This is a genomic window from Armatimonadota bacterium (genome assembly GCA_031459765.1).
Lineage (GTDB): Bacteria > Sysuimicrobiota > Sysuimicrobiia > Sysuimicrobiales > Kaftiobacteriaceae > Kaftiobacterium > Kaftiobacterium secundum.
Genome location: JAVKHY010000013.1, coordinates 42,651 through 66,939 on the forward strand (window position 1 = coordinate 42,651; position 24,289 = coordinate 66,939).

Below are 24,289 nucleotides of genomic sequence, written 5' to 3' on the forward strand. Positions count from 1 at the left end.
CCGGAGTCAGCGGCGGAGGAACCTCAGCGGGTCCAGGGGCGTATTGTGACGGCGGATCTCGAAATGCAGGTGCGGGCCGGTGCTGCGGCCGCTGGTCCCCACCGCGCCGATCTCCTCCCCGCGCTCCACCCACTGCCCGACCAGGACGCGCGTCCCGCTGAGGTGGCCGTACAGGGTGGCCCAGCCGCTCCCGTGGTCGAGGTAGACGGTGCGCCCGTACCCGGCGTACCAGCCGGTGAAGACCACGACGCCCGGCGCGCTGGCCAGCACCGGCGTGCCGACGTCCGCCGCGATATCGATACCCCAGTGATGCTGCCACATCGTCCGCCGGAGGGGATCGAGACGCCACCCCTGCGGTGAGCTCAACCAGCCCCAGGTCGGGGTGAGGAACAGGGGGTGGCCGGAGGCCGCCACGGCCTCGGCGCGTGAACCCGGCGCCGGCCGGCCCGCCAGGACGAGCGTCCCGGCCAGGAGCGCGACGCCGATCACCATGCGAACGGCCCGGTGTTCCATCGTTGCACTCCGCAGGGGGGGACGCGACAACCACTTCACATCTGCCCCCTTCCGGAGGCGGCCAGACCGGGGACCGGAAGGATTCGGCGCTGCACATCGCGCCGGGCGTCCTCCGCGGCGGAATCCGCTCATCCACCGTCCGTCGCTCCCGTGGTCATCCCTGCGGTGCGGCATCGGGTGCGCCGCTCGCCTCGTCAGACTGCCTGCCCCGGCATCGAGTTCCCCAGGCTCCGGCAGACGTTTTGGCCGCACCGACACAAAGTTCCACGGAGTTTGCAAGGCTCTGGCAGGCGGCTTGCTTGTTGCAGATCGTCGGACCTGTCCGAAAGCATGCCGGTTTGGGCAGGTATTCAGGGGAGTTGACGATGAGCCTTGCGAAGTCGTCGCTGAAGAAAGCGCAGATGTGCCCGATGTGCAACACGCCTCTGCCGGCGGGCGCACTGTTCTGCGAGACGTGCGGGACGGATCTCTCCCGGGCCAGCGTCGTTCTCTCCGCCTACGTGCGTCCGGTCTCCCGGAGCCGTTTCGGCGGCGCCCGAATCGGGCGCGTGGTCGGGCTTGCCGCCGGCGTTCTGGCCGCCTTTAGCCTGGCCCTGGCGGGGCTGGGCAGCATTCCGGAGGTCAGTGCCCGTGTTCCGGTGATCGCCCGGCTCGGCGAACCGATCCGCGACGCCTTCAGTGAGGTGATCTCCTGGGGCAGTCGGGGCGGGCAACCCCGGCCGGCGCCCGTCGCGGCGCCGGTCCCTCCGCCCGTCGTCAGCGCGCCGCCGCTTCCTCCTCCTGCGCCCGTGCCCTCGACGGCGTCCCTGACCGTGCAGTCCACGCCGGCCGGCGCGGACGTCTTCATGGACGACGAGCGGGTGGGGAAGACGCCGCTCACGCTGAAGCAGCTGCGGCCGGGCAGTTATGTCGTCCGCGTGGCGCGGAAAGGCTATGTGGCGACATCAAAGAAGGTCGACCTCAAGCCCAACACCGGGCTGACCGTGACCCTCAACCTCAAGCCGGCGGCCCGGCCGGCCGCCGGCCCGACTCCGAAGTCCGCGGCCAAACCTAAGCCCGCGGCCAAACCTAAGCCCGCGGCCGAACCTAAGCCCGCGCCGGCCTCACGTCCTCAGGCGAAGCCCGGGGCGCAGCCGGCGATGCCGGTGGGAGCGGAAGCGCCCGCCTTCTCCCTGAAAGACCGGCGCGGCGTCATCTACCGCCTGTCCGATTTCCGGGGACGCAACGTCGCGGTGTTGTTCATCTGGGACCTGGACCAGCGCGGCGCCGCGGCGGCCCGCGCCTTCGCCGCGCGCACGGCGGGACAGGAAGCGGTGATCGTGCTGCTGCGGCCGAACCGGGTCGCCCTCCGCCGGTTCCTGAGCGCGGAGAATGTCAGCGTCCCCATCTTGCTGGGCCATCCGGGCCTGGCCCAGCGGTACCGGATTCCCGAAGGGGCGTCCGTCGTCTTTCTGATCAACGACCAGGGCCGGATCCGGCACCGGCAGATCGCCGCGCACTCCTGATGGACCGCCCGTCGGCGGACGATCACCGCTCCCGCCGGAGCAGCCGGTCGCCGACCCCTTCCAGGAGCTCCTGCATCTCCCGGCGCACGACCTGGCGCCAGTACACTCCGACGCGGCCGATGTGCCGGTACTTGGCCGCCCGGCGCCGGAGCAGCGTCGGCAGCGGCACCCGCCGCAGGCGGCGCACGGCGCGGACCACGGCGGCCCGCAGCAGGTCGGCGGCGAGATCGTGGTCGGCGTGCGCCCCCTCGGGCGGTTCGGGCACGATCTCGTCGATCACCCCGAGACGCAACAGGTCGGAGGCGGTGATCTTCAGCCCCTCGGCCACTTCCGCGGCACGGCCGGCGTCGCGCCAGAGGATCGCCGCCGCGCCTTCCGGCGAGATCACGGAGTAGATCGCGTGCTCCAGCATGAGCACATGGTCGGCCACCCCCAGAGACAGCGCCCCGCCGCTGCCGCCCTCCCCGATCACCGCGCTGACCACGGGGGTGGGCAGGACCGCCATCTCCATCAGGTTGGCCGCCAGGGCCTGGGCGATGCCCCGCTGCTCGGCCTCAAGTCCCGGGTGCGCGCCCGGGGTGTCGATCAGGGTGACCACCGGAAGGTTGAACTTCGCCCCCAGGCGCATCAGCCGCAGCGCCTTGCGGTAGCCTTCGGGCAGGGCCATCCCGCGCCGCCGGAACTCCTGCTCCTCGGGCGTCCGGCCGCGCTCCTGCGCCACGACCACGACGGTCTGATCGTCAAGCTCCCCCAGGCCGGCCACGACGGCCGGATCGTCGCCGAAGTGGCGGTCGCCATGGAGCTCGACGAAGCGGGCAAACAACCGGTCGATGAAGTCCACCGCGGTCGGCCGCTGAGGATGCCGGGCCAGCTGCACCGTCTGCCAGGACCGCACCGGCCCGGTCCGCCGCCGGGGGAGCGCCGGCATCCGGTGGGCCCGGGGCCGCCTGAGACCCGCTTCCGGACTGAGGTGGCCGATCAGGTAGGCGATGGCGGCGCGGAGGTCCTCCCGCGGCACGATCAGGTCGATCATCCCCGCGGCGAAGAGGGACTCGGCGCGGTGTGACTCCGGAGGCAGCTGCACGCCCAGGGTCATCTCGATCACCCGGGGCCCGACGAATCCCACCAGCGCCCGCGGCTCGGCGATGATCACGTCGCCCAGCGAGGCGAAGCTGGCCGCGACGCCGCCGAAGGTGGGGTTGGCCAGCACGGAAATGAACGCCCCGCCCGCCCGGTCGTGGGCGGCCCGGGCGGCGGCGGTCTTCGCCATCTGCATCAGGGACAGCATCCCCTCCTGCATCCGCGCGCCCCCGCTGCTGCTGACGGTGACCACGGGCAGGCGCCGCCGCGCGGCGTGCTCGAAGGCGTCGGCCAGCTTCTCACCGACCACCGAGCCCATCGTCCCGCCCATGAAGTCGAAGTCGAAGACTCCCAGGACGACGGCGCGCCCTTCGATGCGCGCCTCGCCGGTGACCACCGCTTCGCGCAGCCCCGTCCGCGCCCGCGCCTCGGCCAGCCGGTCGCGATAAGACCGCTGGTCGGTGAACCGCAGGGGATCGACGGAGACCAGGCCGCGGTCGAGCTCCCGGAAGGAGCGCGGGTCGGCGAGCATCGCGATGCGCACGGAAGCCGGCACGGACAGGTAGGTCTGGCAGCGCGGGCAGACGTAGAGGGCCCGGATCAGGACGGCGGGCTCGTGGGCAGTGCCGCACGAGGGACAGGACACCGGCGCCTGCAACCGCGGATCACGCCCGCTCACACCACACGGTCCTCGCGCAGCCTGGTGATGGCGGCCGGATCGTATCCGAGCTCCCCCAGGATGGCCTCGGTGTGCTGCCCCAGGGTAGGCGGGGGCAGACGGAGCCGGCCGGGCGTGGCGGAGAACTTCACCGGGAGGCCGGTCTGCCGGAGCGGCCCGACGGTGGGATGGTCCACCTGCTGCAGCATCCCGCGATGGCGCACCTGCGGATCGGCGAACACCTCCGCCACCGTGAGGATCGGTCCGCAGGGGACGCCGGCGGCGTCCAGCGCCTCGGTCCACTGCCGGGTCGTCTTTTTGAGGAACAGCCCCTGAAGGTGATCGATCAGCGCCCGGCGATGCGCCACCCGGTCGCGGTTGGTGGCAAAGCGGGGATCGTCCAACAGGGCGGGATCCAGCAGCTCGGCAAAGCGCCGCCAGATCGCTTCGCTGCCCACCGCGACGTTCAAGTACCCGTCCGCGGTCTGGAAGGCCTGGTAGGGGACGATCGTCGGATGGGCGCTGCCCAACCGGCCGGGGTTCTCGCCCGTCGCGAAGTAGTAGCCGGCCGCGTAGGTGAGCCAGGAGACCTGGCCGTCGAGCAGGGCGACGTCCACCAGCTGGCCCTGGCCGGTGCGTTCACGGACCCGGAGGGCGGCCAGGATGCCGTAGGCGGCGTACATCCCCGCGCAGATGTCGGCGATGGCCACCCCCACCTTGACCGGCGGCCCGCCTTCTTCGCCCGTGATCCCCATCACCCCGCCCATCCCCTGGAGGATGAGGTCGTAGGCCGTGCGCTCGCGGTACGGCCCGTCCTGCCCGAAGCCGGAGATGGCGGCGTAGATCAGGCGCGGCACCTCCTCGTGCAGCGCGGTGTAGCCGAGCCCCAACCGCTCCATGACCCCGGGTCGGAAATTCTCCACCAGCACGTCCGCGCGTCTCAGCAACTGCCGCAGGATCTCCCGCCCCCGCGGGTCCTTGATGTTGAGGGTCAGGCTCTCCTTGTTCCGGTTTACACTGAGGAAGTACGCGCTCTCCTCCCCGACGAAGGGCGGCCCCCACCCGCGGGTATCGTCCCCGCCCTCCGGCGTTTCCACCTTGATCACGCGGGCGCCCAGATCGCCCAGCATCACCGTGCAGAACGGCCCGGCCAGGGCCCGGGTCAGATCGACGACCAGGAGGTCGTCGAGGGGTGGCTGCTGCCCCATCAGGCCTCCACGAAGGCCACGAAGCGGCAGAAGGCCGCCTCCCCGCCCTTGAAGCGGAAGGGGAAGCAGCCCACCCAGACCTTCTGATCGAGGATCAGGTCGATGTGTCCGCCCACGTTTTCGACGTGGAAGACCCCTTTGGGGAAGAGCATCGTGTGGGTGGCCTGGTAGTCCCGCGGCCAGGGGAAAGCCTCGTCCATGGGCATCTTGATCTTCTTCTCCACCTCGGGGATCAGGTCGCGCCGCGCGTCCCGCACCTTGGTGTTGAAGGGATGATCGGTGCTGATGGCGTCGATGGCCATCCAGCGGATGCCGCGGTCCAGGACCCACTGACAGAACTCGGCCCGGGGGCCGGGATGACGGAGGAAGGCCCGCGGGAGATCGGCCCGGGCGTCCGGGTGGCGTTCCTTCGTATGGGGGGACCAGTCCTCGTTGTAGTAGGCGTGGTAGCCGGTGTGGATAACCAGGATGTCTCCCTTCTCGATCTTGAGGTTGTACTTCTTCTCCCACGCCTCGAAGTGCTCGGGGCCGTAGATGTCGTAGTCGCCGATCCCGAACTGCTGCAGGTCCACGACGCAGGCCGGGCCGACCAGCGTCTCGATGGGGATGCCGGCCACATCGGGCCCGGGGTCGTTGAAGTGCAGCGGAGAATCGAGGTGCGTGGCGATGTGGTTCGTCGTGCTGATGTGCTGGGCGTTGACGCCTTCGAAGGCCATCTTCTTCACCCAGGTGATCTTCGGTCCTTCGTAGTAGGCGAAGGGCGGGGAATCCATGCTGAAGTTCTGGCTGAGGTCGAGGACACGGCACCGGCTGAGATCGAACGCCTTCATCACGATCATCTCCTCCGCGGCAGTGGACCGGGGCGAACCGCAGTCGCCGACCGGCGCGACGCGCCGGCCGACGGATCCCGCTTCACAACTACGACGCCTCCCAGGTGAACCCTGCGCACCCGAGCTACGTCCGCAGCCGTGGATCGAAGGCGTCGCGCAGCGCGTCTCCCAGGACGTTGAAGGACAGGACGGTGATGGTGATGGCCAGACCGGGGAAGATCGCCATCCAGGGCGCCCGGGTGGCGAAGTCCACTGCCGCCCCGCGCAGCATCAGCCCCCAGGCGGGCGTCGGCTCGGAGACGCCGAGGCCGAGGAAGGAGAGCGAGGACTCCAGGAGGATGGCCTGTCCGAGGGACGCCGTGAGCATCACCAGGTAGGGCGCCATGACGTTCGGCGCCATGTGGCGGAAGATGACTCGCCAGGGACCGGCACCGATGGCCTGCGCCGCTTCGATGTAGGTCATCGCCCGCACGCCCAGGGCGCTGCCCCGGACCACGCGCTCCACCCGGGGGACGAAGGACAGCGCGATGGCCACGATCAACTTGTCCGTCCCCGTGCCGATGATCGAGACGATGGCCAGGGCGACGATGATGATGGGAAACGAGAGCAGAACATCCACCAGCCGCTGCACCAGCAGGTCCGTCCGGCCGCCGAAGTAGGCGCTGGCCACGCCGATCACCGCGCCGGCTGTGGACCCGAGCAGCGACGCGCCGAAGCCCACCACCAGGGCGGTGCGGGCGCCGTAGATCACCCGGCTGAGGACGTCGCGCCCGAAGGCGTCGGTGCCGCCCCAGTGCCGGAGACTGGGCGGCCGGAACATCGCGCTGAAGTCGTTGGCCACGGGATTATAGGGGGCCACCCAGGGGGCGAGGAGGGCCAGGACCAGGAGCAGGAGGATCACGAACAACCCGCCCGCCCCCAGGGGGTGACGGCGGAGCAGGCGCAGCACCGGATGACGCCGCCCGGGCCCCGGGGCCGGCGTTCGCTCCGCGGGCCGGCGGGCCGTCACCAGCGCGCCCCCGCCGGTCACTGGTAGGTGATGCGGGGATCGAGCCACGCGTAGATCAGGTCGACGAGGAAGTTGACCAGGAGGTAGGCCAGGGCCACCAGCAGCATCAGCCCCTGGATCAGCGTGTAGTCGCGCTGGCTGATGGCCTCCACGACGAGCTTGCCGATGCCGTTGAGGTTGAAGACCTGTTCGGTGACCACCAGGCCGCCGATGAGGAAAGCGAACTCGAGACCGATCACGGTGATCACGGGCAGCAGCGCGTTACGCAGGGCGTGTCGACGCACGATGATCCGCCGGGCCAGCCCCTTCGCCCACGCCGTCCGGACGTAGTCCTCCCGCAGGACCTCCAGCAGGGCGGACCGCGTCATGCGGGTCGTCACCGCTGAGTAGCGATATCCCACGGCCAGGGCCGGCCAGATGAGCTGCTCCAGGTTCGCCCGCGGGTTCTCCAGCAGCGGGGTAAAGGTGAGCGGAGGGAGGTAGCGGAAGACGCCCAGCAGGAACAGGATGAACAGGATCCCCAGCCAGAAGGAAGGGACGGCCAGTCCGGCCACGCTGATCACCTGCACGACGTGGTCGATCCAGCGGCCGCGATACAGCGCGGCCAGGGTGCCCAGGGGGATGGCCAGGGCCGTGGCGATCAGGGTGGCCATCACCGCCAGTTGCAGGCTCAGCGGCAGGCGGATGGCGATCTCCTGGGTGACGGGATTTCCGGACCACATCGAGGTGCCCAGGTCCGCCCGGAAGATCCCCACCATCCACTCCAGGAACTGGGCCGACAGGGGCCTGTTCAGGCCCAGACGCTGGCGCTCCGCTTCGATCACACCGGGGGTGACGAAGCTGCCTCCGGAGACCAGCCGCAGCTCGACGATGTCTCCCGGGACGATCCGGACCAGGATGAAGATCAGCACGGCCACGGTGACCAGCGTGGGAACCATCAGGGCCAGTCGCGTGAGTACGTACCGGGTCATGACCGTGCCGGCACCGGGGGGCGGGCCGCCCGCCCCCCCCCGGTGCGCCGCTACTCCGCCAGCCAGTACTCGGCCAGGTCGGGCTCCACGTAGTGGTTCGTCGTGGTCTTGTAGCCGCGCAGGGTCTTCCAGTAGGGGATGATGCGCTGCCACCACAGCACGTAGAAGGCGTAGGCCTGCTCGTCCAGGACGCGGCGCTCGAACTGGTGGACCAGGGCGGCGCGCTGTGCCTTGTCCGGTGTCCGGCTCTGCCGGACGTAGAGGGCGTCCAGCTGGCGGTCGATGTAGCCTCCGTAATTCACCGGGCTGACGTCGGCGGAGAGGAACTTCAGCAGCTGCACGTCGGGATCGTCGATGAAGTCGCAGGCGAAATCCACGACCAGGTCGTAGTTCCCGGCCCGCTGGTCGGCGAAGTAGCGGCCGGCTTCGACCTGTTCGTGGCGGACGTTGAGGCCGATCTGGCGCCACTGGTCCACGAGGTACACGCCCACCGCCTCATAGGGCATGGAGATGTCGCGGTTCTTCAGGGTGAAGGAGAAGCCCTCCGGCACCCCGGCCTCGCGCAGCAGCGCCCGCGCCTGCTGGCGCGCCTGCGCGATGTCGCGGCCGTACCCGGCCAGCCGGGCGAGCTCGGCGTCGCTCATCGCCCAGGCCCCGCCGGGAAGCATCATCGCCCCCACCGGTTTGACGAAGGCGATCTCCGAAAGGGCCTGCGACCCGCCCCAGCGGTCGATGGCCAGGGTCAGCGCCCGGCGCACGCGGGGGTCGTCGAAGGGCTTCTTCTTGGTGTTGATGGCCACGGTGTTGTTGCACTGCCAGGGCGAGGTGCCCACCGCGACCTTGTCGCCGGCGCTGCGCAGGATGTCGGCCAGCTCCGCCGGTGAGACGCCGCGGAACTCGGTGAGGGCCTGGCCGCTCTTGATCGCGGCCAGCATCGCGGAGCGGCTGGCGATGAACAGCACCCGGTAGCCGTCCAGGTAGGGCTTCCCCCGTTCGTAGTAGTCCTCGAAGCGCCGCCCCACCCAGTGCGACCCCCGCACGTACTCCACGAAGCGGAAGGGGCCCGTGCCCATGATGTTGCGTTCGTACCAGTGCGGGTCGCGCTCCAGGATCTCCGCCTTATAGACAAAGTTGAAGGGCGAGGCCAGCTTCTCCAGGAACCCCGGCGTGGCGTACTTCAGGCGGAAAACCACGGTCTGCGGATCGGGGGCTTCGACGGCCCGGACGCTCTGATACATCGCCTGGCGGGCGCTGACCACATCCCCCTTGGGGAAGATGATCTTGTCGTAGGTGGCCTTGATGTCGCGGGATGTCAGCGTCGAGCCGTCGTGGAACTTCACACCGCTGCGGATCTTGAAGGTCCACGTCAGGCCGTCCCGGGAGGCCGTCCAGGACTCGGCCAGATCCCCGACAACCTTGGGGTAGTTCTGCGTGTCGAACTTCACCAGGTAACTGTAGTGCGGTTTCACGGGATGGAGCATCGCGAAGGTCGTCTCGCGGTGACCGTCGAAGGACGGCGGTTGCGCGGTCGAGATGTAGACCAGGGTCCCGCCGCGTCGAGGCTGCTGGGCCGGGGCGGCCGGGGCCAGAACCGCCGCCACCAGCACCGCGATCGCCAGCCATCCCGGGACCGCCCGGACGGCCCGGACTCTCCCCACGGCTCCTGCCATCGCTCTCCCCTCCCCCGTTGGACTTATCCTGGGAACTACGACGCGTCCCCGGGGGCCCCTGCCCGGCCGGAGCGATCCGGGCGCCTCTCTACGACCTCCGCGGTTGCCGTGTCACCGCAGGCGCGGGGCGGGACTGCAGAGGGTCGTTACACCGGCATCATCCACCCGGCTCCTCCAGCGTCGCCACCATCGCCTCGACGGCCTGCTCGAAGCAGGCCAGCGGCGGGCGGACCAGGCCGGCGCCGATCTGGCCCACGCCGGCGCGGCGGTGCGCGATCCCCGTGTTCACCCGCGGGGTGATGCCGGTGCGGACGACCTTGCGGATGTCGATCCCGGTGGGCGTGCCGCGGAACTCCAGCTGGGGGATGCCGAAGGCGGGGTTCTCGGCGACGGTGATCTCGTACATCTCCAGCGTCGCCTCCAGAGCCATCTTCGCCGTGCCCCCCACGAACTTCACGATCGCCGGCGCGGCGGCCATGGCGAAACCGCCGATGCCCGCGGTCTCGGTGATGGTGCTGTCGCCGATGTCGGGGTTGGCGTCGTCCTGGGTGTAGCCGGGGAAGAAGAGGCCCACGGGAATCTCCGCCGGCGCGGTGAACCAGCGGTCTCCCAGGCCGCTGACGCGGATGCCGAAGTCGGTGCCGTTCCGGGCCATCGCCGTGACGACGGTGCTGCCGGGGACTCCGTGCGCGGCGTCGGTCATCGCCTTGCAGGCGGCCATGACGGGATTGAGAATGGCCAGGTCGTTTCCGGCCAGGTACTCGAACACCGCGGCCAGGTCCTCGCTCCGCGCGCCGGTGCGGGCCAGGTGGGGGGCCAGCAGGCGCGCGAACAGCGCCGAGCCGGCGCGGTTGCGGTTGTGGCCCTCGTCGCCCATCTGGATCTGCTGGGCGATCATGGTTTTCATGTCGATCCCGCCGGAGCGCTCCAGCGCCCGGCCGGCGATGGGCGCGTAGACGTCGCGCAGCCAGCGCAGCCGGGCCAGCACATCCTCGCCGTAGGCGCCGTAGCGCAGGACCTTCCCGTACCCTTCGTTGAGGGTGGAGTAGGCGCGGTTGCCCGCGGCGCGGTTCTCCACGATGTACACCGGCATCGAGGCGGTCGTCACCCCCGCCATCGGCCCGACGGTCTGGTGGTGGTGACACGGGGCGAAGGTCACGTCGCCCCGCTCGACGATCGCCACCGCCTCCTCCTCGTTGCGGGCCAGCCCTTCGTAGATCAGCCCCCCGATCACCGCGCCGCGGAGCGGGCCGGACATGCGCGCCCACTCGATGGGCGGACCGGCGTGCAGGACGAGATTCCGCCGCATCCTCGGAATGACCTCACCGGCCGGCGCAATGCCGGTCAGGACGGGAGTGGCTTCAAGGATGCGCTGGACTGCGGTGCGGTTCGCCTCGTCGATGTTCATGAGTTCTGTATTGGCCGCCGGCGCCGCGTCCACCTACGGTGCCGGCTCCGGGATCCCGACGGCCCGCCCGCGGAGAGGACGCCTGCCGGAGGGGCGGGGAAACAGACAGGCGATGGGGAGAATCCTCAAAGCCGCGGTGCTGTCCGTCCTGCTGGCCGCCGGGTGGCCGCAGGGCCGGGGCTTTGCCGCCAGCACCTACCGGGCGTGCTCGCTGCTGACGACCGCGGAGGTGGAAGCGGCGCTGCGGGGGCGGGTGACCGGGAGCAACGAACGGGACGCGGTGGTCTCCACGGGTCCGTACCGGGGCGAGACGATCTCCGGCTGCACCTGGATCGTCGGGTCGGCCTATCTCTCGGTGAGCGTGGTGCGCCGGAAACCCGCCGGGGAGCCGGAGCAGGCAGCCGCGGTGAGGACACTCCGACGGGCGCTGGACGACCTGCGGCGCAAGCGATGGACGATCGCGCCGGCGGACGTGGCAGGGGCAGAGTGCCACGTCGCGCAACCGCCGGCGCGCGACCGGCGCGTCGGCCCGGTCGTGGCCTGCTTCATGGAACGCAGGGGGTTTGCCTTCGGCCTCTATGCGGTACGGACCCGCCTCGCCGCGGAGCAGGTCAAGGCGCTGGGCGACCTCGTCGCCGGGCGGCTCCCTTAAAAGGGGGCGTCCTGCCGGAACCGTTCCCGCGGGGCCCCTCCCGCCGGCCCGGTTCAGGCCCCGAGTTTGTCCAGCATCTCCAGCAGCCGCTGCCTGCCTCCGGCCGGCGGCTGCCAGTCCACCGAGACGACGTCGACCCCCTGGGTGCGCAGACTGTCGGCGAACAGCTCCAGCCCGACGTTGACGACCTTCGGCGGATGGGCCAGCAGCGGGATGATCCCCGCCGCATTCGGGAGCGTCACCGCCTCCGCCGCCGGCGGAACCGCAGTCGGTGCGCAGGGCTCGCCGCGGCTTCCCGCGGCCTCGGCGATCAATGCGGCCAGACGGACCCCCTCGACATGGCTGGAGGGCACCAGGGCGCCGGCGTCGATCAGGGCCTGGACCTGATCGTCGTAGGACTGCGGGTCGAGGTCGGTCCCGGTCACGCTGACGATGATCGGGAGCCACCGCCCGGCCGACCGGGCCGCCTCCCGCGCCCGACGGATGACGGGCGCGAACTGCCCCGCCGGATCCGGGTGGGCCCCCCACCCCAGCACCACGTCCATCAGAATGACGGCCACCTCGGGGTCGGCCGCCTCGCGCAGCAGCCGCTGCTGGCGCAACTCCGGATCGAGCATGGGATGCAGCCGCCCCACGGTGAACTCGTCGCTGCCCATGTCGATCACGGTGTGCTCCCGGCTCTGCAGGGCGGAGGACAGCAGGCGATCGGGCCGCAGCGGCGTGTTGGAGTAGACGGGACCGATGTGCCGCTCCAGGACCGCCAGGGCCTCGTAGCACAGCGTCCCGCCGCTGTACAGCCCGCGGATGTAGCGCTGCCCACGGGCCAGGCGCAGCGCCTCCTGCGCGGGGAGCGCGCGGCGGCGCGGCCAGGACGGCGCCGATCCCGTGGCCAGCCGCACGGCGGTCTCCGCGGCGTCCTCGAGCGTCGCGGCGCCGAAGAGGCGGCCGGACGAGGGCACGGCGGCGCCGATGAAATTCACAACCACAGGCTTCCCCGTGGCCTGGGCCGCGGCCAGCAGCGTCGAGGCGACCCGGGCCGCCGGCGGCTTGGAGATGAAGACGATCACGTCGGTGTCGGGATCCGCGGCCAGCGCGGCGAGTGCCCACAGCGCGGTGGCGCCGCCCACGGCGGCGGAGAGGTCGCGGCCGCCCGTCCCGACGGCGTGCGAGACGCCCGACCCGCCGCGGTGGATCAGCGTGCTCACCTCCTGGATTCCGGTCCCCGCGGCGCCGACGATCCCGATCGGACCGCGCCGCACGCCGTTGGCAAACCCCAACGCCGCTCCGCCCAGGATCGCCGTCCCGCAGTCCGGGCCCATGACCAGCAGCCCGCGGGAGGCGGCGGTGCGTTTCAACTCCACCTCGGCCTCCACCGGCACGTTGTCGCTGAAAAGCATCGCGTGCAGGCCCGCGGCCAGGGCCTCCCGGGCCACCCCGGCGGCGAACCGCCCGGGGACGGAGATCAACGCCAGGTTCGCTCCGGCCAGGGTCCGCGCCGCGGTGGCGACGGTCTTCGGCCGATAGGCGCCTGCGGTCGGGGTCGCGCGCCGCTGCGCCAGCGCCTCGTCGGCCCGCGACAGCGCCGCCTCGGCGGAGGCTTCGTCCTCCGCCTCCACCGCCACGATGAGGTCGTCGGGACGCGCCGACGCGGCGACCTCCGGAGCGAGCAGCCCGGCCTCCCGCAGCAACTCCTTGTTGGCGTCGGTGCCCATCACCACCCCGGCCTCGCGCACCCCGGGCAGGGTACGGATCTCCCGCTGCACGAGCATCAGCGTCACGGAATCGAAGTAGGCGCTGGTCTTGATCCGGCTGCGGAGCACCTCTTCACCTCGGATCCCGGCTCCGGCGGCGTCGTTGTGGGTGTTCCACCGCAGGCCGCCGTTCCCTTGTCCCATCGCCGGCGTATTTGCTAAACTGATTCAGCTTATGGGCAAAACCGGCAGGAAAGAGGCGCGCCGCCAGGCACGGCTCGTGCGCCGGGCATCCGAAGCGGAGCAACGCGAGCGCCGCAGGCGGCGCGTCTTCGTCTACGGCGGGATTACGGCCGTGGGTGTTCTTGTGGTAGTCGCCTGGGCCCTCCGGGCCAACCTGCGGCCTGAGCCCGCGGCGGTGGCCACCGCGGTCCGGGGAGCTTCCGGCCGTCCGGCCGCGCCAGCGCCGCGCCCGCAGATCGTCAAAGTGGCCGACCAGGGTCGGGCTCACGTCCTACCCGGCGCGCCGCACCCTCCCTACAACTCCAATCCCCCGACGTCCGGCTGGCACTACGCGACGACCGCAGCCTGGGGCTTCCACAACGCCGAGCTGCCCGACGAACTCATCGTCCACAATCTCGAGCACGGCGGGATCTGGATCAGTTACAAAGATGCCGAGGATGCTGAGGTCGTCGACGCCCTGGTGGGATTGAGCCGGGAGTATCGGACCAAGGTAATCATCACCCACCGCCCCCGCAACGACAGCCGGATCGCCGTGGCCGCCTGGGGGCATCTCATGAAGCTGGACCGCTTCGACCGCGCCGCCATCGTCAACTTCATCGCCCGCTTCAAGAACAAAGGCCCCGAGTTCGTCCCCGACTAGATTCGATCCATCGCCACTACGGGGCCCCCTCTGCGCTCCAGGGCAGCGGATCCACGTACAGGCCGTTGATCCGAAGGGCCCAGTGCAGGTGGGCGCCGGTGGTGACGCCGGTGCTTCCCACACGGCCGACGAGGTCTCCTCGACGCACGCGCTGCCCCGGCGTCACCAGGATCCGGGACATGTGAAAGTATCCGGTGAGCACGCCGAGGCCGTGGTCTACGAAAACGGCGTCCCCCGACAGGGGCAGGGGCTCGGCGAGACGGACGATCCCGTGGTTGGCGGCGCGCACAGGCGTCCCCTCGGGCGCCGCAAAGTCCGTCCCGCGGTGGAACCCGCGGACCGTGCCGTTGTAGACGCTCTGCACCCCGTAGGGCGAGGAAACCGGCGCATCCACCGGCAGGAGGAATGCCCCCTCCCACCGCTGCCGTGGTTCCAGGACCTGCAACGCGGCGGCCACCTTGCGCTGCTCCTCGGCCACCATCTCGGGGGTGAACAGCGCCGCCTTGTCGGGATCCAGGCTCAGGCGGCGCTGGCGCCAGGCCACCCATCTGACCCGGACGGTCCGCCGGGCCAGAACCCGGTCCTGCGCCACGACGCTGAGGGCATAGGCCCCCGCCGCGGTGCGGGCGTCGGCGGCGACATAGGTAAGGTGAAGACCTCCGGCGCCGTAGAGCGGCCAGCGGCGGCCCGCAAACCGCACTTCGGTCCCGTCGGGAAGGGTCCCGCGCACGGTCACCCGCAGCGCCCGCCCCTGGTCGATGATCGCATCGCTCAACTGGAGCAGCGGCGCGGCCTCGCCCGGAGGGAGCGCGGACAGCAGGAGGAGCAGGAGGAGAACCGCCAGCCGGAGCACGGTCAGTTCACCGTCACGCCGTGGCGGCGCAGGATCTCGAGGACCCGTGGAATCGGCAGCGCGGGCATCTCGTGGCCATCGCGCCCCGTCATGGACTCGGCCATGAACAACGCGTTGAGGATCGCTTCTTCGGCCGCCTCCACCGCGGCGCGGAACAGCCCGTTCAGCACCGTGCGGTCATGGCGCTCCTGGCGCGGATGGGTGGTGAAGGCGACGGCCAGATCGCCGCTGGTCTGCCCGCTGATGGCGCCGGTGCGGGCCATGCCGAGGAAGCACCGCCAGGCGATCCGGCGCAGGTCCACGGCGCTCAGGGGGGCGTCGACGGCGACGACGAAGACGCAGGAGCCGCGCTCCGCCGGCTGGGAGGCGGCCTGCAGCTCGCGCCCGACGGGGACCCCGGCGACGACCAGGTCGCCGGGAAAGCCGAAGTTCGGCACGGCGAGCACGCCGAGGGTGTAGCCGGGCGGGTCGACCCGACGCGACGCGGTGCCGACCCCGGATTTGAACCCCTGGCAGCGCATCCCCACGCCGGCTCCCACGCACCCTTCTTCCACCGGGCCGCCGCGGGCCGACCCGACGGCCTGGAGCACCTCCCGCTCGCCTACCGCCCGGGCCCGCGCATCGTTCAGGTACCCGTCAAAGCACTCCAGGACCACGGGGTTGACCGTCTCGGCGACGCCGATCGCGGGATCCTGCGCCATCATGTACGTGAGCAGCGCGTCGGCCACGCGCGGGACGTTGAGGGTGCTGGTGAGCAGGATCGGCGTCTCCACCATCCCCAGTTCCTCGATCTGCATCAGCCCCGTGGACTTCCCGTAGCCGTTCAGCACCGCGGCCGCCGCCGTCACCTTCTCCTGGTAGAGGTTGCGCCCGTGGGGCAGGACCGCGGTGACCCCGGTGGCCAGGCGGTCGCCGCGCAATGCGGCGTGCCCGACCAGGACGCCGGGGACGTCGGTAATCGCGTTCAATGGACCTGTCCCCAGCGTCCCCAGGGCCAGGAACTCGCGCAGTCGGGGCATGGCACCCTACCACTTGGCAGGTCTCTGCACTCTCTCCTCCGGGAACTGGTGAACATAGAGAAAGGGTATTTGAAAGTTTATGAATGGCGACTTCACCGGGGGACCTTCCGGAGGCATGCGCGCTTTCGCCCTCCCATTGAGAGGCCTGACGGGCCTGCGGACCCGCCTGCTGCTGCTCCTCCTGCTCCTCCTCATTCCCATGTCCGGGCTGATGTACTACGGGAACCTGCAGGAGGATCGCATCCTCGAGCGGCGGACCTTCGAGGAGGTCCAGCGTCTGGCCCAGCACTTCGCCGACCAGCAGGCGCTCTTCGTCGACCAGACGCGGTACTTCCTCATCAATCTGGCCCACTCCGAAGCGGTGCGCCGCCCGACCGCCGACTGCAACGAGGTCCTGGCCCGGCACCTGAGGGAGGTGGGCCTCTACGCCAACCTCGGACTGGCCGCCCCCGACGGACGGATCGTCTGCAGCGCGCTGCCCTTCGCCCCAGGGGTCACCATCGCCGACCGGCAGTACTTCCGGGAGGCGCTGCGCAGTGGCGGCTTCGCCATCGGCGGGTACCAGATCGGCCGGATCACCGGCCGGGCCACCGTCAACTTCGGCCTGCCGGTGCGGGGAGCGGACGGCTCGATCACCGGGATCGTCTTTGCCGCCCTTTCCCTGGACTGGCTGAACCGGGCCGTGGGCGCGACCGGGCTCCCCGACGGCTCCACCCTCACCGTGGTGGACCACAACGGAAGGATCCTGGTGCGCCATCCGGATCCCGAGCGCTGGGTCGGCAAGGCCTACCCCGACGCGCCCCTGGTCCAGGCGGCGCTGGCCGAGGGCAGGGGCGTGGCGCGGGTCCGGGGGATTGACGGCACCACCCGGCTGTACGGGTTCGTGCCGATCGAGGAACCCGCCGCCAGAGCGCTGGTGATCGCCGTGGGCATCCCGGTCACCTCGGTTTTCGCGGAGCAGCACGTCATCTTCGGCCGGACGCTGGCCGGCGTCCTGGGTCTGAGCGCGCTCCTCCTCTTCGCCGCCTGGCTGGTCGTGGGGCGGCTCGTCATCCAGCCCGTGGACGCCCTCGTCCGGGCCACGGAGCGCATCCGCTCGGGCGACTACACCGCGCGCACCGGCCTGGAGAGGATCTCCGGCGAACTCGGCTCTGTCGCCGCGGCCTTCGACCTGATGGCCGCCGACCTCCAGCGGCGCGAGGCCGAGCGAGAACGCCACACGCGGCAGATCACCAGGCAGCTGGAGACCATCACCGCGCTCTACGCCGGGGCGCGCCAACTGACGCGCAGCCTGGATGTCGACGAACTCGCCGGCGCCGTGGCCCGGGCCTACGTGGAGGTGTTCGGGGCGGACCTCGCCTTCGTCGGTGAGGCGTGCGCCGATGGCTCGATCCGGCCGACCGCCGTGGTGCCGATGCCGGAGCCCCTGCCGGACGACCTCGTGATCCGCTGGGACGACCCGCCCGAGGCGGCGGGCCCCGTCACCCGCGCGACGCGCATCGGTCGCCCGGTGATCGTCGCCGACTTGGCGGCCGAGCCCTCCGTCCAGCCGTGGCTGCGCCACCTGCGGGGGGTGGGGGCGCAGAGTCTGGGCGTCTTCCCCCTGATGAGCCGGGAGGCACCGGTGGGTGTCATCGTCCTCCTGAGCCGCCGCAGCGGGTTCTTCGCCACGGATCGGGTGGAGCTGTTCGAGGCATACGCGCACCAGGCCGCCGCGGCGCTGACCAACGCCCGCCTGCACGCCGAGACGCAGCGCCGGCTCCAGCGCCTGGACGCCCTGCGCACCGTGGACCTGGCCATCACCGGCAGTCTGGACCTGCGGGTCACGCTGGACGTCCTCCTGGAGCAGGTCACGCGCCAGCTCGGCGTAGACGCCGCCGACGTCCTCCTGCTTCAGCCGCAGCTGCAGGTCCTGGAGTTCGTCGCCGGCCGCGGGTTTCAAAGCCGCGCCCTGGAAGGGACACGCCTGCGCCTGGGCCAGGGATACGCCGGCCGTGCCGCCCTGGAACGCCGGGTCGTCCAGGTGCCGGACCTGCGGCTGGCGGACGAGGAGTTCGCCCGCGCGGATCTGGCTGCAGGCGAAGGGTTCGTCACCTACGCCGCCGCGCCGCTCGTGGCCAAGGGACAGGTCAAGGGGATCATGGAGGTGTTCCACCGGGCGCCGCTGACGCCGGATGCGGAGTGGCTGGGCTTCCTGGAGGCGCTGGCCGGCCAGGCGGCGATCGCCGTGGACAACGCCGCGCTCTTTGAGGGGCTGCAGCGCTCGAACCTCGAACTCACCCTGGCCTACGACACGACGCTGGAAGGCTGGTCGCGTGCCCTCGACTTGCGGGACAGGGAGACCGAAGGGCACACCCAGCGCGTCGTCGAGTTGACCCTGCGCCTGGCCCGGGCCATGGGCCTGAGGGAGGAGGAGCTGGTGCACGTCAGGCGCGGCGCCCTGCTGCACGATATCGGCAAGATGGGCATCCCCGACAGCATCCTGCACAAGCCCGGCCCGCTGACGGAGGCGGAGTGGGAGATCATGCGCCGCCATCCCGTCTACGCCTACGACCTGCTCTCGCCGATCGCCTACCTGCGTCCGGCCCTGGACATCCCCTACTGCCACCACGAGAAGTGGGACGGCACGGGCTACCCGCGGGGCCTGCAGGGCGAGCAGATCCCGCTGGCGGCGCGGATCTTCGCGGTCGTGGACGTGCTGGACGCCCTGACCTCCGACCGTCCCTATCGCCGGGCGTGGTCCAGGGAGCGGGCGCTGGCCTACATCCGCGAGCAGGCGGGAGCCCACTTCGATCCTGCTGTGGTCAACGCATTCTTCCGCCTGGTGGACGGCGAACCCGCCACCACCTCCTGAGGTCCGAGGGAGACTCCACCGACTGAAACTCCGCCCCATCGGGCAGATATGGTACGGCGGAGATCAACTTCTCCAAGGCCAAGGGCGCGGAGGGGTCTGCTCACGGTGGCGCCGTCGCTCACCCAGGTCGATCGCCTGCTGCGGGCGATCATCGACACCGAACCGGCATGCGTGAAGCTGCTGGCGCCGGACGGCACGGTCCTGGAGATGAACCGCGCCGGGCTGCAGATGGTGGACGCCGACTCCCGCGAGCAGGTCGTCGGCCGGTCGGTGCTCCCGCTGGTCGCACCCGAGTGCCGCGCGGCCTTCGAGGACCTCCAGGCCCGGGCGTTCCGGGGCGAGTCCGGGACGCTGGAGTTCGAAATGATCAGTCTCAGAGGCGTCCGGCGGCGGGTGGAGACCCACGTCACCCCCGTCCGGGACGACGGCGGTCGGGTCGAGGCCGCCCTGGCCATCACCCGGGACATCACGCGCCTGCGGCAGGCCCAGGCGGCGCTGCGGCGCGAGAGCGCCCTCCTCCATGCGGTGCTCGAGCACGGCACCGACGCCATCGTTCTCCTCGCCGCGGACGGCACGGTGCAGTACGCCAGCCCGTCCACCCGCCGCATCCTGGGTCACCCCCCCGAGGCCCTCGTCGGCGGCAGCATCCTGGATCTGGTGCATCCCGACGACCGCCTCCCGGCCAGGAGCGGGCTGCGGCGTCTGGCGGCGCGGGGCGGCACGACCGCCGGGCGGGTGCGGCTGCGGCGCGACGACGGCACCTGGGCCTGGGTGGAGGCGGTCGCCACCAACCTCCTGGACGAACCCGAGGTCGGCGCCATCGTCGTCAACTACCGGGACATCACCGACCGGCAGCGGGCCGAGGAGGAGATCACCCGGTCGATGTCGGTGCTGCGGGCGACGCTGGAGTCCACAACGGACGGCATCCTCGTCGTCGACAGGCAGGGTAGGATCGTCGAGTTCAACCGCCGTTTCGTCGAGATGTGGCAGATCCCCGACCATGTCCTCAGCCGGCGGGACGACGGCCAGGCCCTGACCTACGTCCTGGACCAGCTCAAGGAGCCTGAGGCCTTCTTGAAAAAGGTCCGCGAACTCTACGCCGCACCGGAGGCCGAATCCTACGATGTGATCGAGTTCAAGGACGGCCGGATCTTCGAACGGTACTCGCGGCCCCAGCGCATCGGCGATCGCGCCGTGGGCCGGGTGTGGAGCTTCCGGGACGTCACGGCGCGCCGCCGGACGGAGGCGCAGATCCAGGAGCAGTTGCGGATGCTCGGCGCGCTCTACGCCAGCGCGCAGAAGCTCTCCCAGAGCCTGCGGCTGCAGGAGGTGGCCGACTTCGTCACCGCCACCTGCGTGGAGACCTTCGGCGCCGAACTGGCCTGGGTGGCCCACGCCGACCCCGACGGCGCGCTGCGCATCATCAGTTCCGCGCCTGCGGAGAACCGGTATCCCGAGACGCTGCAGTTGCGCTGGGACGTGCCGGTGGAGAGGGAAACACCGTCCCCCCGCGCGCTGCGCACCGGAAAGCCGGTGGTGGTCACGAACGTCGCCGCCGAGCTCCCGCCCGAAATCGCGGCGCGCCTGGCCGCCGCCGGCTTCCGGTCGGCGGGCGCCTTCCCTCTGATCAGCCGCAACCGGCCCTTCGGCGTGCTGGCCCTCTACAGCGCCAGGCCGGAGTTCTTCGAGCCGGCCCGCACCGAACTGTACCAGGCCTTCGCCCACCACGCGGCCGCGGCGCTGGAGAATGCCCGGCTGTTCGAGGAGAGCCTGCGCCGGGCCGGCGAGTTCGAAGCCCTCTACGACACGGCCCATGCCCTCTCTGCGCACCAGGACCTGCGGGCCCTCCTGCAGGCGATCCTCGACCGCGCCGGGAGGCTGCTGGGCGTCGAGCGCGGCGCGATCCACCTCTACGACCCGGCGCGCGACGACCTGGAGCTGGCCGTGGTGCGCAACCTGCCGGCCCTGCCGGGAGCGCGCTTCCCCCTCTCCCGGGGCGCCGTGGGCGTCGTGGCCCGCGAGCGACGACCGTTGATCGTCGACGACTACGCCCGGTGGGAGGGGAGGAGCGAGGAGATCGCGGCCCTGGGGATCGGGTCCGTGATCGCCGTGCCGATGCTGTACCGGGGCGAACTGATCGGGGTGCTCAGCCTGAGCGAGCTGGCGGAGCGGCGGCGGCGGTTCACCGACGAGGACGGCCGACTGCTGGCCCTGTTCGCCGCCCAGGCCGGCAGCGCCGTGCACACCGCGCGGCTGTTCGACGATGCCCGCCGGCGGCTGGACCAGCTGCAGGCCCTGCACGACATCGACACGGCCATCAGCAGCTCGCTGGACATGCGCGTCACGCTCACCGTCCTGCTGGACAAGGTGACCTCCACCCTCCGGGTGGACGCCGCGGATGTGCTGCTCATGAACCCGGCAAGCAAGACGCTGGAGCACATCGCCTCGCGCGGCTTCCGCACCGGCGCGCTGCAGCACTCCCGACTGCAGCTCGGGAAGGGGTACGCCGGCCAGGCCGCCGCGGAACGCCGCACGGTGATCGTGCCCGACCTGGCGGCCGCGCCGGGCGAACTGCAGCGCTCCCCGCTGCTGCGCGAGGAAGGCTTCGTGACCTACGTGGCGGCGCCGCTCGTGGCCAAGGGGGAAGTGAAGGGCGTGCTGGAACTCTTCCACCGCTCCCGACTCGATCCGGATCCGGAGTGGCTGACCTTCCTCTCCACCCTGGCCGGCCAGGCGGCCATCGCCATCGACAACGCCACGCTGGTCAGCAACCTCCAGCAGGCGAACATGGAACTGACCATGGCCTACGACACCACGCTGGAGGGGTGGTCCCGGGCGCTCGACCTGCGCGATAGGGAGACCGAGGGCCACACCCGGCGTGTCACCGATCTCACGCTCCGCCTGGCGCGCGAGCTGGGCGTCCCGGAGGAAGACCTGGTGCACATCCGGCGCGGGGCGCTGCTGCACGACATCGGGAAGATGGGCATCCCCGACAGCATCCTCCTCAAGCCCGGGCCGCTGACGGAGCAGGAGTGGGAGATCATGCGCCGGCATCCCCTGGTGGCCCACCAGTTGCTCGCGCCGATCCCCCACCTCCGGCGGGCCCTGGAGATCCCCCTGTACCACCACGAGAGGTGGGACGGAACGGGCTATCCACAGGGCCTGGCGGGGGAGCAGATCCCGCTGGCCGCCCGGATCTTCGCCGTCGCCGACGTCTGGGACGCCCTTTGCTCCGACCGCCCCTACCGCAGGGCCTGGCCGCGTGAGCAGGCCCTGGCCTACATTAGCGACCAGGCCGGGAAGCACTTCGATCCCCGGGTCGTCGAAGCGCTCCTGCGGGTGCTCGACGCACAGTCCCGCGCGCCGGCGGCATCCTAACCCCCGCACGCAGACCCGGGAACGTCAACCAGGCCGGTCGGGGTATTCGCGGCGGCACAGCCCCGGACGAGGTCGGCCTACTATATTACGGTGAGGGAGGTGACTGCCGATGCGTTGCCGCCTCCGCGGCGCACGCGTTCTGCTCGTCTTTCTCCTGGTCTCGCTGCCGATCTGGCCGCCCTCCGCTGCCGCGCAGCAGGCTGCCTACCGTCGCGTCGCGCCGAGGATCTTCGTCCCATTCGACCCCCAGGCGGCCACCGTCTTGCACCGCAGCGAGAACCTGTTTGTCGTGGAGATCCCCCATCGGGGATATGCGTTCACTCCTCGGATCGCCGCGTTTGGTGACCGGGTCATCTTCGTCTCCGCGGAGAGCACGCTCGCCTTCACGTCCGTGTATTGGGACGGGGTGAAGGCGCTGAGAATTCCCCAGGACACTCCGGGAGCCCCCCCCGGAGGTCAGGCGCCTCGTCGGCGCGGTGTCCTTCGACCGGCCGGCGCGGGTGATCGTCTTCGTGTGCGAGACGGCGCCCGGCGGCTTGAAGCTCGCCGAGAAGGAGATCTGTGCCGTGCGCAGCGACGGAACAGGTCTGCGGCGGCTGACCCGGCCCCTCCGGTCGGATGAAAGCCAGTACAACCACGCCGCTGCCCCCGCCGTGAGCGCCGATGGGCGATTGGTGGTGTACCGCCGGCAGCACGCCGGGTACCTGGGTGCCGTCGGCACCGACGGGACCGGCCCGCGTGTGCTGGTGCCTCAGGCCGACGGACTGACGCCCGTGGTGCTGGCGCGCCGCGCCGTCTTCTACCTGAGGGGTGGTCAGGTGTGGCGGGCCGGCCTGGACGGATCGGGCGCCAGGCAGGTGACCCGGGAGCGTGGAGAGATCCGGGCTCTGGCGGCCGATCAGGACGGTCGGAGGGTGGCCTACGTGGCCCGGGAGAGCGGTCGTGCTGCCGGGATCACGGTGGTGGACGGAAACACCGGCGCCGTTCTCCACACGATCCCGGGGGGGTTGACCTTGCGACGCGGAAGGTCGTCGAGGTGAGCGCAGGGATCAAAGCGGGAATGGGCGCGGACCTGAACGAGAGGCCGTGGTCAGCGGCGTCGATCCGGCAACGCTGGCGGTGCTGGTGAACGGCCGTGACGTCACGGTCCGGCTGGAGAAGGGGCCCGAGCGGGCCAGCGGGCGGCTGGGTCGCGAATTTCTGAAGAACGGGGAGAATGTTCTGGAAGCGCGCATCCGGGATCGCGCGGGAAACGAAAGCCGTCAGACGGTGCGGTTCCACGTTGTCCCAGGCCTGCTGGCGGAATTCCACATGGCGGGAGGAATCGCCGGCATCGGGCAGCGCCTGCGGGTGTTCCGAGACGGGTTGGCCCGCGTGGACAGCGACCACGTATCGTACTGCGCGCGCCTGGATCAGGAACGCCTCGAGCGCCTGCGGAGGACGCTGGACCAGACCGGCTTCCCCGGCCTCCGCCCGGAGTACCGGCCGGCGCACCCCGTGGTGGACGGCTATACCTACAGGGTGGCCTACCAGGGTCACATGGTCACGACACAGGACCCCATTGAGGACGCCGCCCCCGCGGCCCTTCGCGCGGTCATCCGGGAGTTCGCGGCGGTGGTGCGCCAGGTGAGGGAACAGAAACACGCGTGCCCGTAGGGCTTGTATCGGGCGGCTGCCCGATGGCGTCGGACGCTTCCCGTGGCATGCTGGGACCGGAGGCGGCGGGACGCCATGCTGCGGCAGCTGTTCCTCACCCTGGCCAGGAACACGACGGCGCAGGAGGCGGCCACGCACTCGCGCCTGCTGCGTCCGGCGGTACGGAGGTTCGTAGCCGGCGAGACGCTGGCCGACGGAATCGCCGCGGTGGCGGCCCTCAACGCCCGGGGGATCGAGGCCACGTTGGACGTCCTCGGCGAAGCCACCGCCTCCGAAGAAGACGCCCGGCAGGCCGCCCGCGACTACTTCGAGGTCCTCAACGCCATCTTCCACCGGGGCCTGCGGTCCCACGTCTCGCTGAAGCTCTCCCAGATGGGGCTGGATCTCTCCCTTGACCTCGCCGCCGACCTGCTCGCCGCCATCGCCCGGACCGCGGCGGCGGTCGGCACCT

At 70.9% G+C, this 24,289-nt stretch carries 19 protein-coding genes; 8 read left to right on the forward strand and 11 right to left on the reverse strand.

Annotated elements, in window-relative coordinates; all coding sequences use genetic code 11:
* Window positions 1-6: 6 nt before the first annotated feature.
* Window positions 7-513 (reverse strand): M23 family metallopeptidase, encoded by a 507-nt coding sequence (locus tag QN141_12265; GenBank protein ID MDR7559250.1) that lies wholly within the window; start codon window positions 511-513, stop codon window positions 7-9.
* 365 nt (window positions 514-878) lie between these two features.
* Between QN141_12265 and QN141_12270 the strand changes: the two genes are divergently transcribed.
* Entirely contained in the window at window positions 879-2,018 is a 1,140-nt protein-coding gene (locus tag QN141_12270) for a PEGA domain-containing protein (GenBank protein ID MDR7559251.1), read from the forward strand.
* A 22-nt stretch (window positions 2,019-2,040) separates the two neighbouring features.
* Here QN141_12270 and QN141_12275 read toward each other — a convergent pair whose 3' ends face one another.
* The 7 genes from QN141_12275 to QN141_12305 form a co-directional block, all read right to left on the reverse strand.
* Window positions 2,041-3,777 carry an acetyl-CoA carboxylase carboxyltransferase subunit alpha gene (locus QN141_12275; protein MDR7559252.1) on the reverse strand — a complete coding sequence of 579 codons (1,737 nt, stop codon included), beginning with the start codon at window positions 3,775-3,777 and terminating at the stop codon, window positions 2,041-2,043.
* Window positions 3,774-4,964: a CoA transferase gene (locus QN141_12280; GenBank protein MDR7559253.1), complete on the reverse strand. Its 1,191-nt coding sequence runs from the start codon at window positions 4,962-4,964 to the stop codon at window positions 3,774-3,776. The genes QN141_12275 and QN141_12280 overlap by 4 nt, the downstream gene beginning before the upstream one ends.
* Window positions 4,964-5,794, reverse strand: a complete 831-nt coding sequence (locus tag QN141_12285; GenBank protein MDR7559254.1) for a cyclase family protein — start codon at window positions 5,792-5,794, stop codon at window positions 4,964-4,966. Before QN141_12285 ends, QN141_12280 begins: the two co-directional genes overlap by 1 nt.
* A 124-nt stretch (window positions 5,795-5,918) precedes the next feature.
* Window positions 5,919-6,743, reverse strand: coding sequence for an ABC transporter permease (locus QN141_12290; GenBank protein ID MDR7559255.1), 825 nt, complete (start codon window positions 6,741-6,743; stop codon window positions 5,919-5,921).
* A 77-nt stretch (window positions 6,744-6,820) separates the two neighbouring features.
* Entirely contained in the window at window positions 6,821-7,774 is a 954-nt protein-coding gene (locus QN141_12295) for an ABC transporter permease (protein MDR7559256.1), read from the reverse strand.
* Window positions 7,775-7,824: 50 nt separating this feature from the next.
* Window positions 7,825-9,444, reverse strand: coding sequence for an ABC transporter substrate-binding protein (locus QN141_12300; GenBank protein ID MDR7559257.1), 1,620 nt, complete (start codon window positions 9,442-9,444; stop codon window positions 7,825-7,827).
* 157 nt (window positions 9,445-9,601) lie between these two features.
* Entirely contained in the window at window positions 9,602-10,885 is a 1,284-nt protein-coding gene (locus tag QN141_12305; GenBank protein ID MDR7559258.1) for a DUF1116 domain-containing protein, read from the reverse strand.
* A gap of 79 nt (window positions 10,886-10,964) precedes the next feature.
* Between QN141_12305 and QN141_12310 the strand changes: the two genes are divergently transcribed.
* Complete coding sequence (locus QN141_12310; protein ID MDR7559259.1) at window positions 10,965-11,504, forward strand: hypothetical protein; 540 nt, start codon at window positions 10,965-10,967, stop codon at window positions 11,502-11,504.
* Between the two features lie 53 nt (window positions 11,505-11,557).
* Here the strand turns inward: QN141_12310 and fdrA are convergent, their stop codons facing one another.
* A complete protein-coding gene (fdrA, locus tag QN141_12315) occupies window positions 11,558-13,399 on the reverse strand; it encodes an acyl-CoA synthetase FdrA (protein MDR7559260.1) in 1,842 nt (613 codons plus the stop codon).
* 76 nt (window positions 13,400-13,475) lie between these two features.
* Here fdrA and QN141_12320 point away from each other — a divergent pair, with 76 nt between their 5' ends.
* Window positions 13,476-14,078 carry a DUF3105 domain-containing protein gene (locus tag QN141_12320; GenBank protein ID MDR7559261.1) on the forward strand — a complete coding sequence of 201 codons (603 nt, stop codon included), beginning with the start codon at window positions 13,476-13,478 and terminating at the stop codon, window positions 14,076-14,078.
* Between the two features lie 16 nt (window positions 14,079-14,094).
* Here QN141_12320 and QN141_12325 read toward each other — a convergent pair whose 3' ends face one another.
* Together QN141_12325 and QN141_12330 are read right to left on the reverse strand one after the other, a co-directional pair.
* Window positions 14,095-14,931, reverse strand: a complete 837-nt coding sequence (locus QN141_12325) for a M23 family metallopeptidase (GenBank protein ID MDR7559262.1) — start codon at window positions 14,929-14,931, stop codon at window positions 14,095-14,097.
* A 2-nt stretch (window positions 14,932-14,933) separates the two neighbouring features.
* The gene (locus tag QN141_12330; protein ID MDR7559263.1) at window positions 14,934-15,950 is read right to left on the reverse strand and encodes a P1 family peptidase; all 1,017 of its coding nucleotides are present in this window, start codon (window positions 15,948-15,950) and stop codon (window positions 14,934-14,936) included.
* Between the two features lie 115 nt (window positions 15,951-16,065).
* Here QN141_12330 and QN141_12335 point away from each other — a divergent pair, with 115 nt between their 5' ends.
* The 5 genes from QN141_12335 to QN141_12355 all read left to right on the forward strand — a co-directional run.
* On the forward strand, window positions 16,066-18,804 hold the full coding sequence (locus QN141_12335) for a GAF domain-containing protein (GenBank protein MDR7559264.1): 2,739 nt from the start codon (window positions 16,066-16,068) through the stop codon (window positions 18,802-18,804).
* Between the two features lie 105 nt (window positions 18,805-18,909).
* Entirely contained in the window at window positions 18,910-22,182 is a 3,273-nt protein-coding gene (locus QN141_12340; GenBank protein MDR7559265.1) for a GAF domain-containing protein, read from the forward strand.
* 476 nt (window positions 22,183-22,658) lie between these two features.
* Window positions 22,659-23,222, forward strand: coding sequence for a hypothetical protein (locus QN141_12345; GenBank protein MDR7559266.1), 564 nt, complete (start codon window positions 22,659-22,661; stop codon window positions 23,220-23,222).
* Window positions 23,223-23,268: 46 nt separating this feature from the next.
* Window positions 23,269-23,838: a hypothetical protein gene (locus QN141_12350; GenBank protein ID MDR7559267.1), complete on the forward strand. Its 570-nt coding sequence runs from the start codon at window positions 23,269-23,271 to the stop codon at window positions 23,836-23,838.
* Window positions 23,839-23,913: 75 nt separating this feature from the next.
* Window positions 23,914-24,289, forward strand: a 376-nt coding sequence (locus QN141_12355; protein ID MDR7559268.1) for a proline dehydrogenase, incomplete at its 3' end; no start/stop codon positions are given.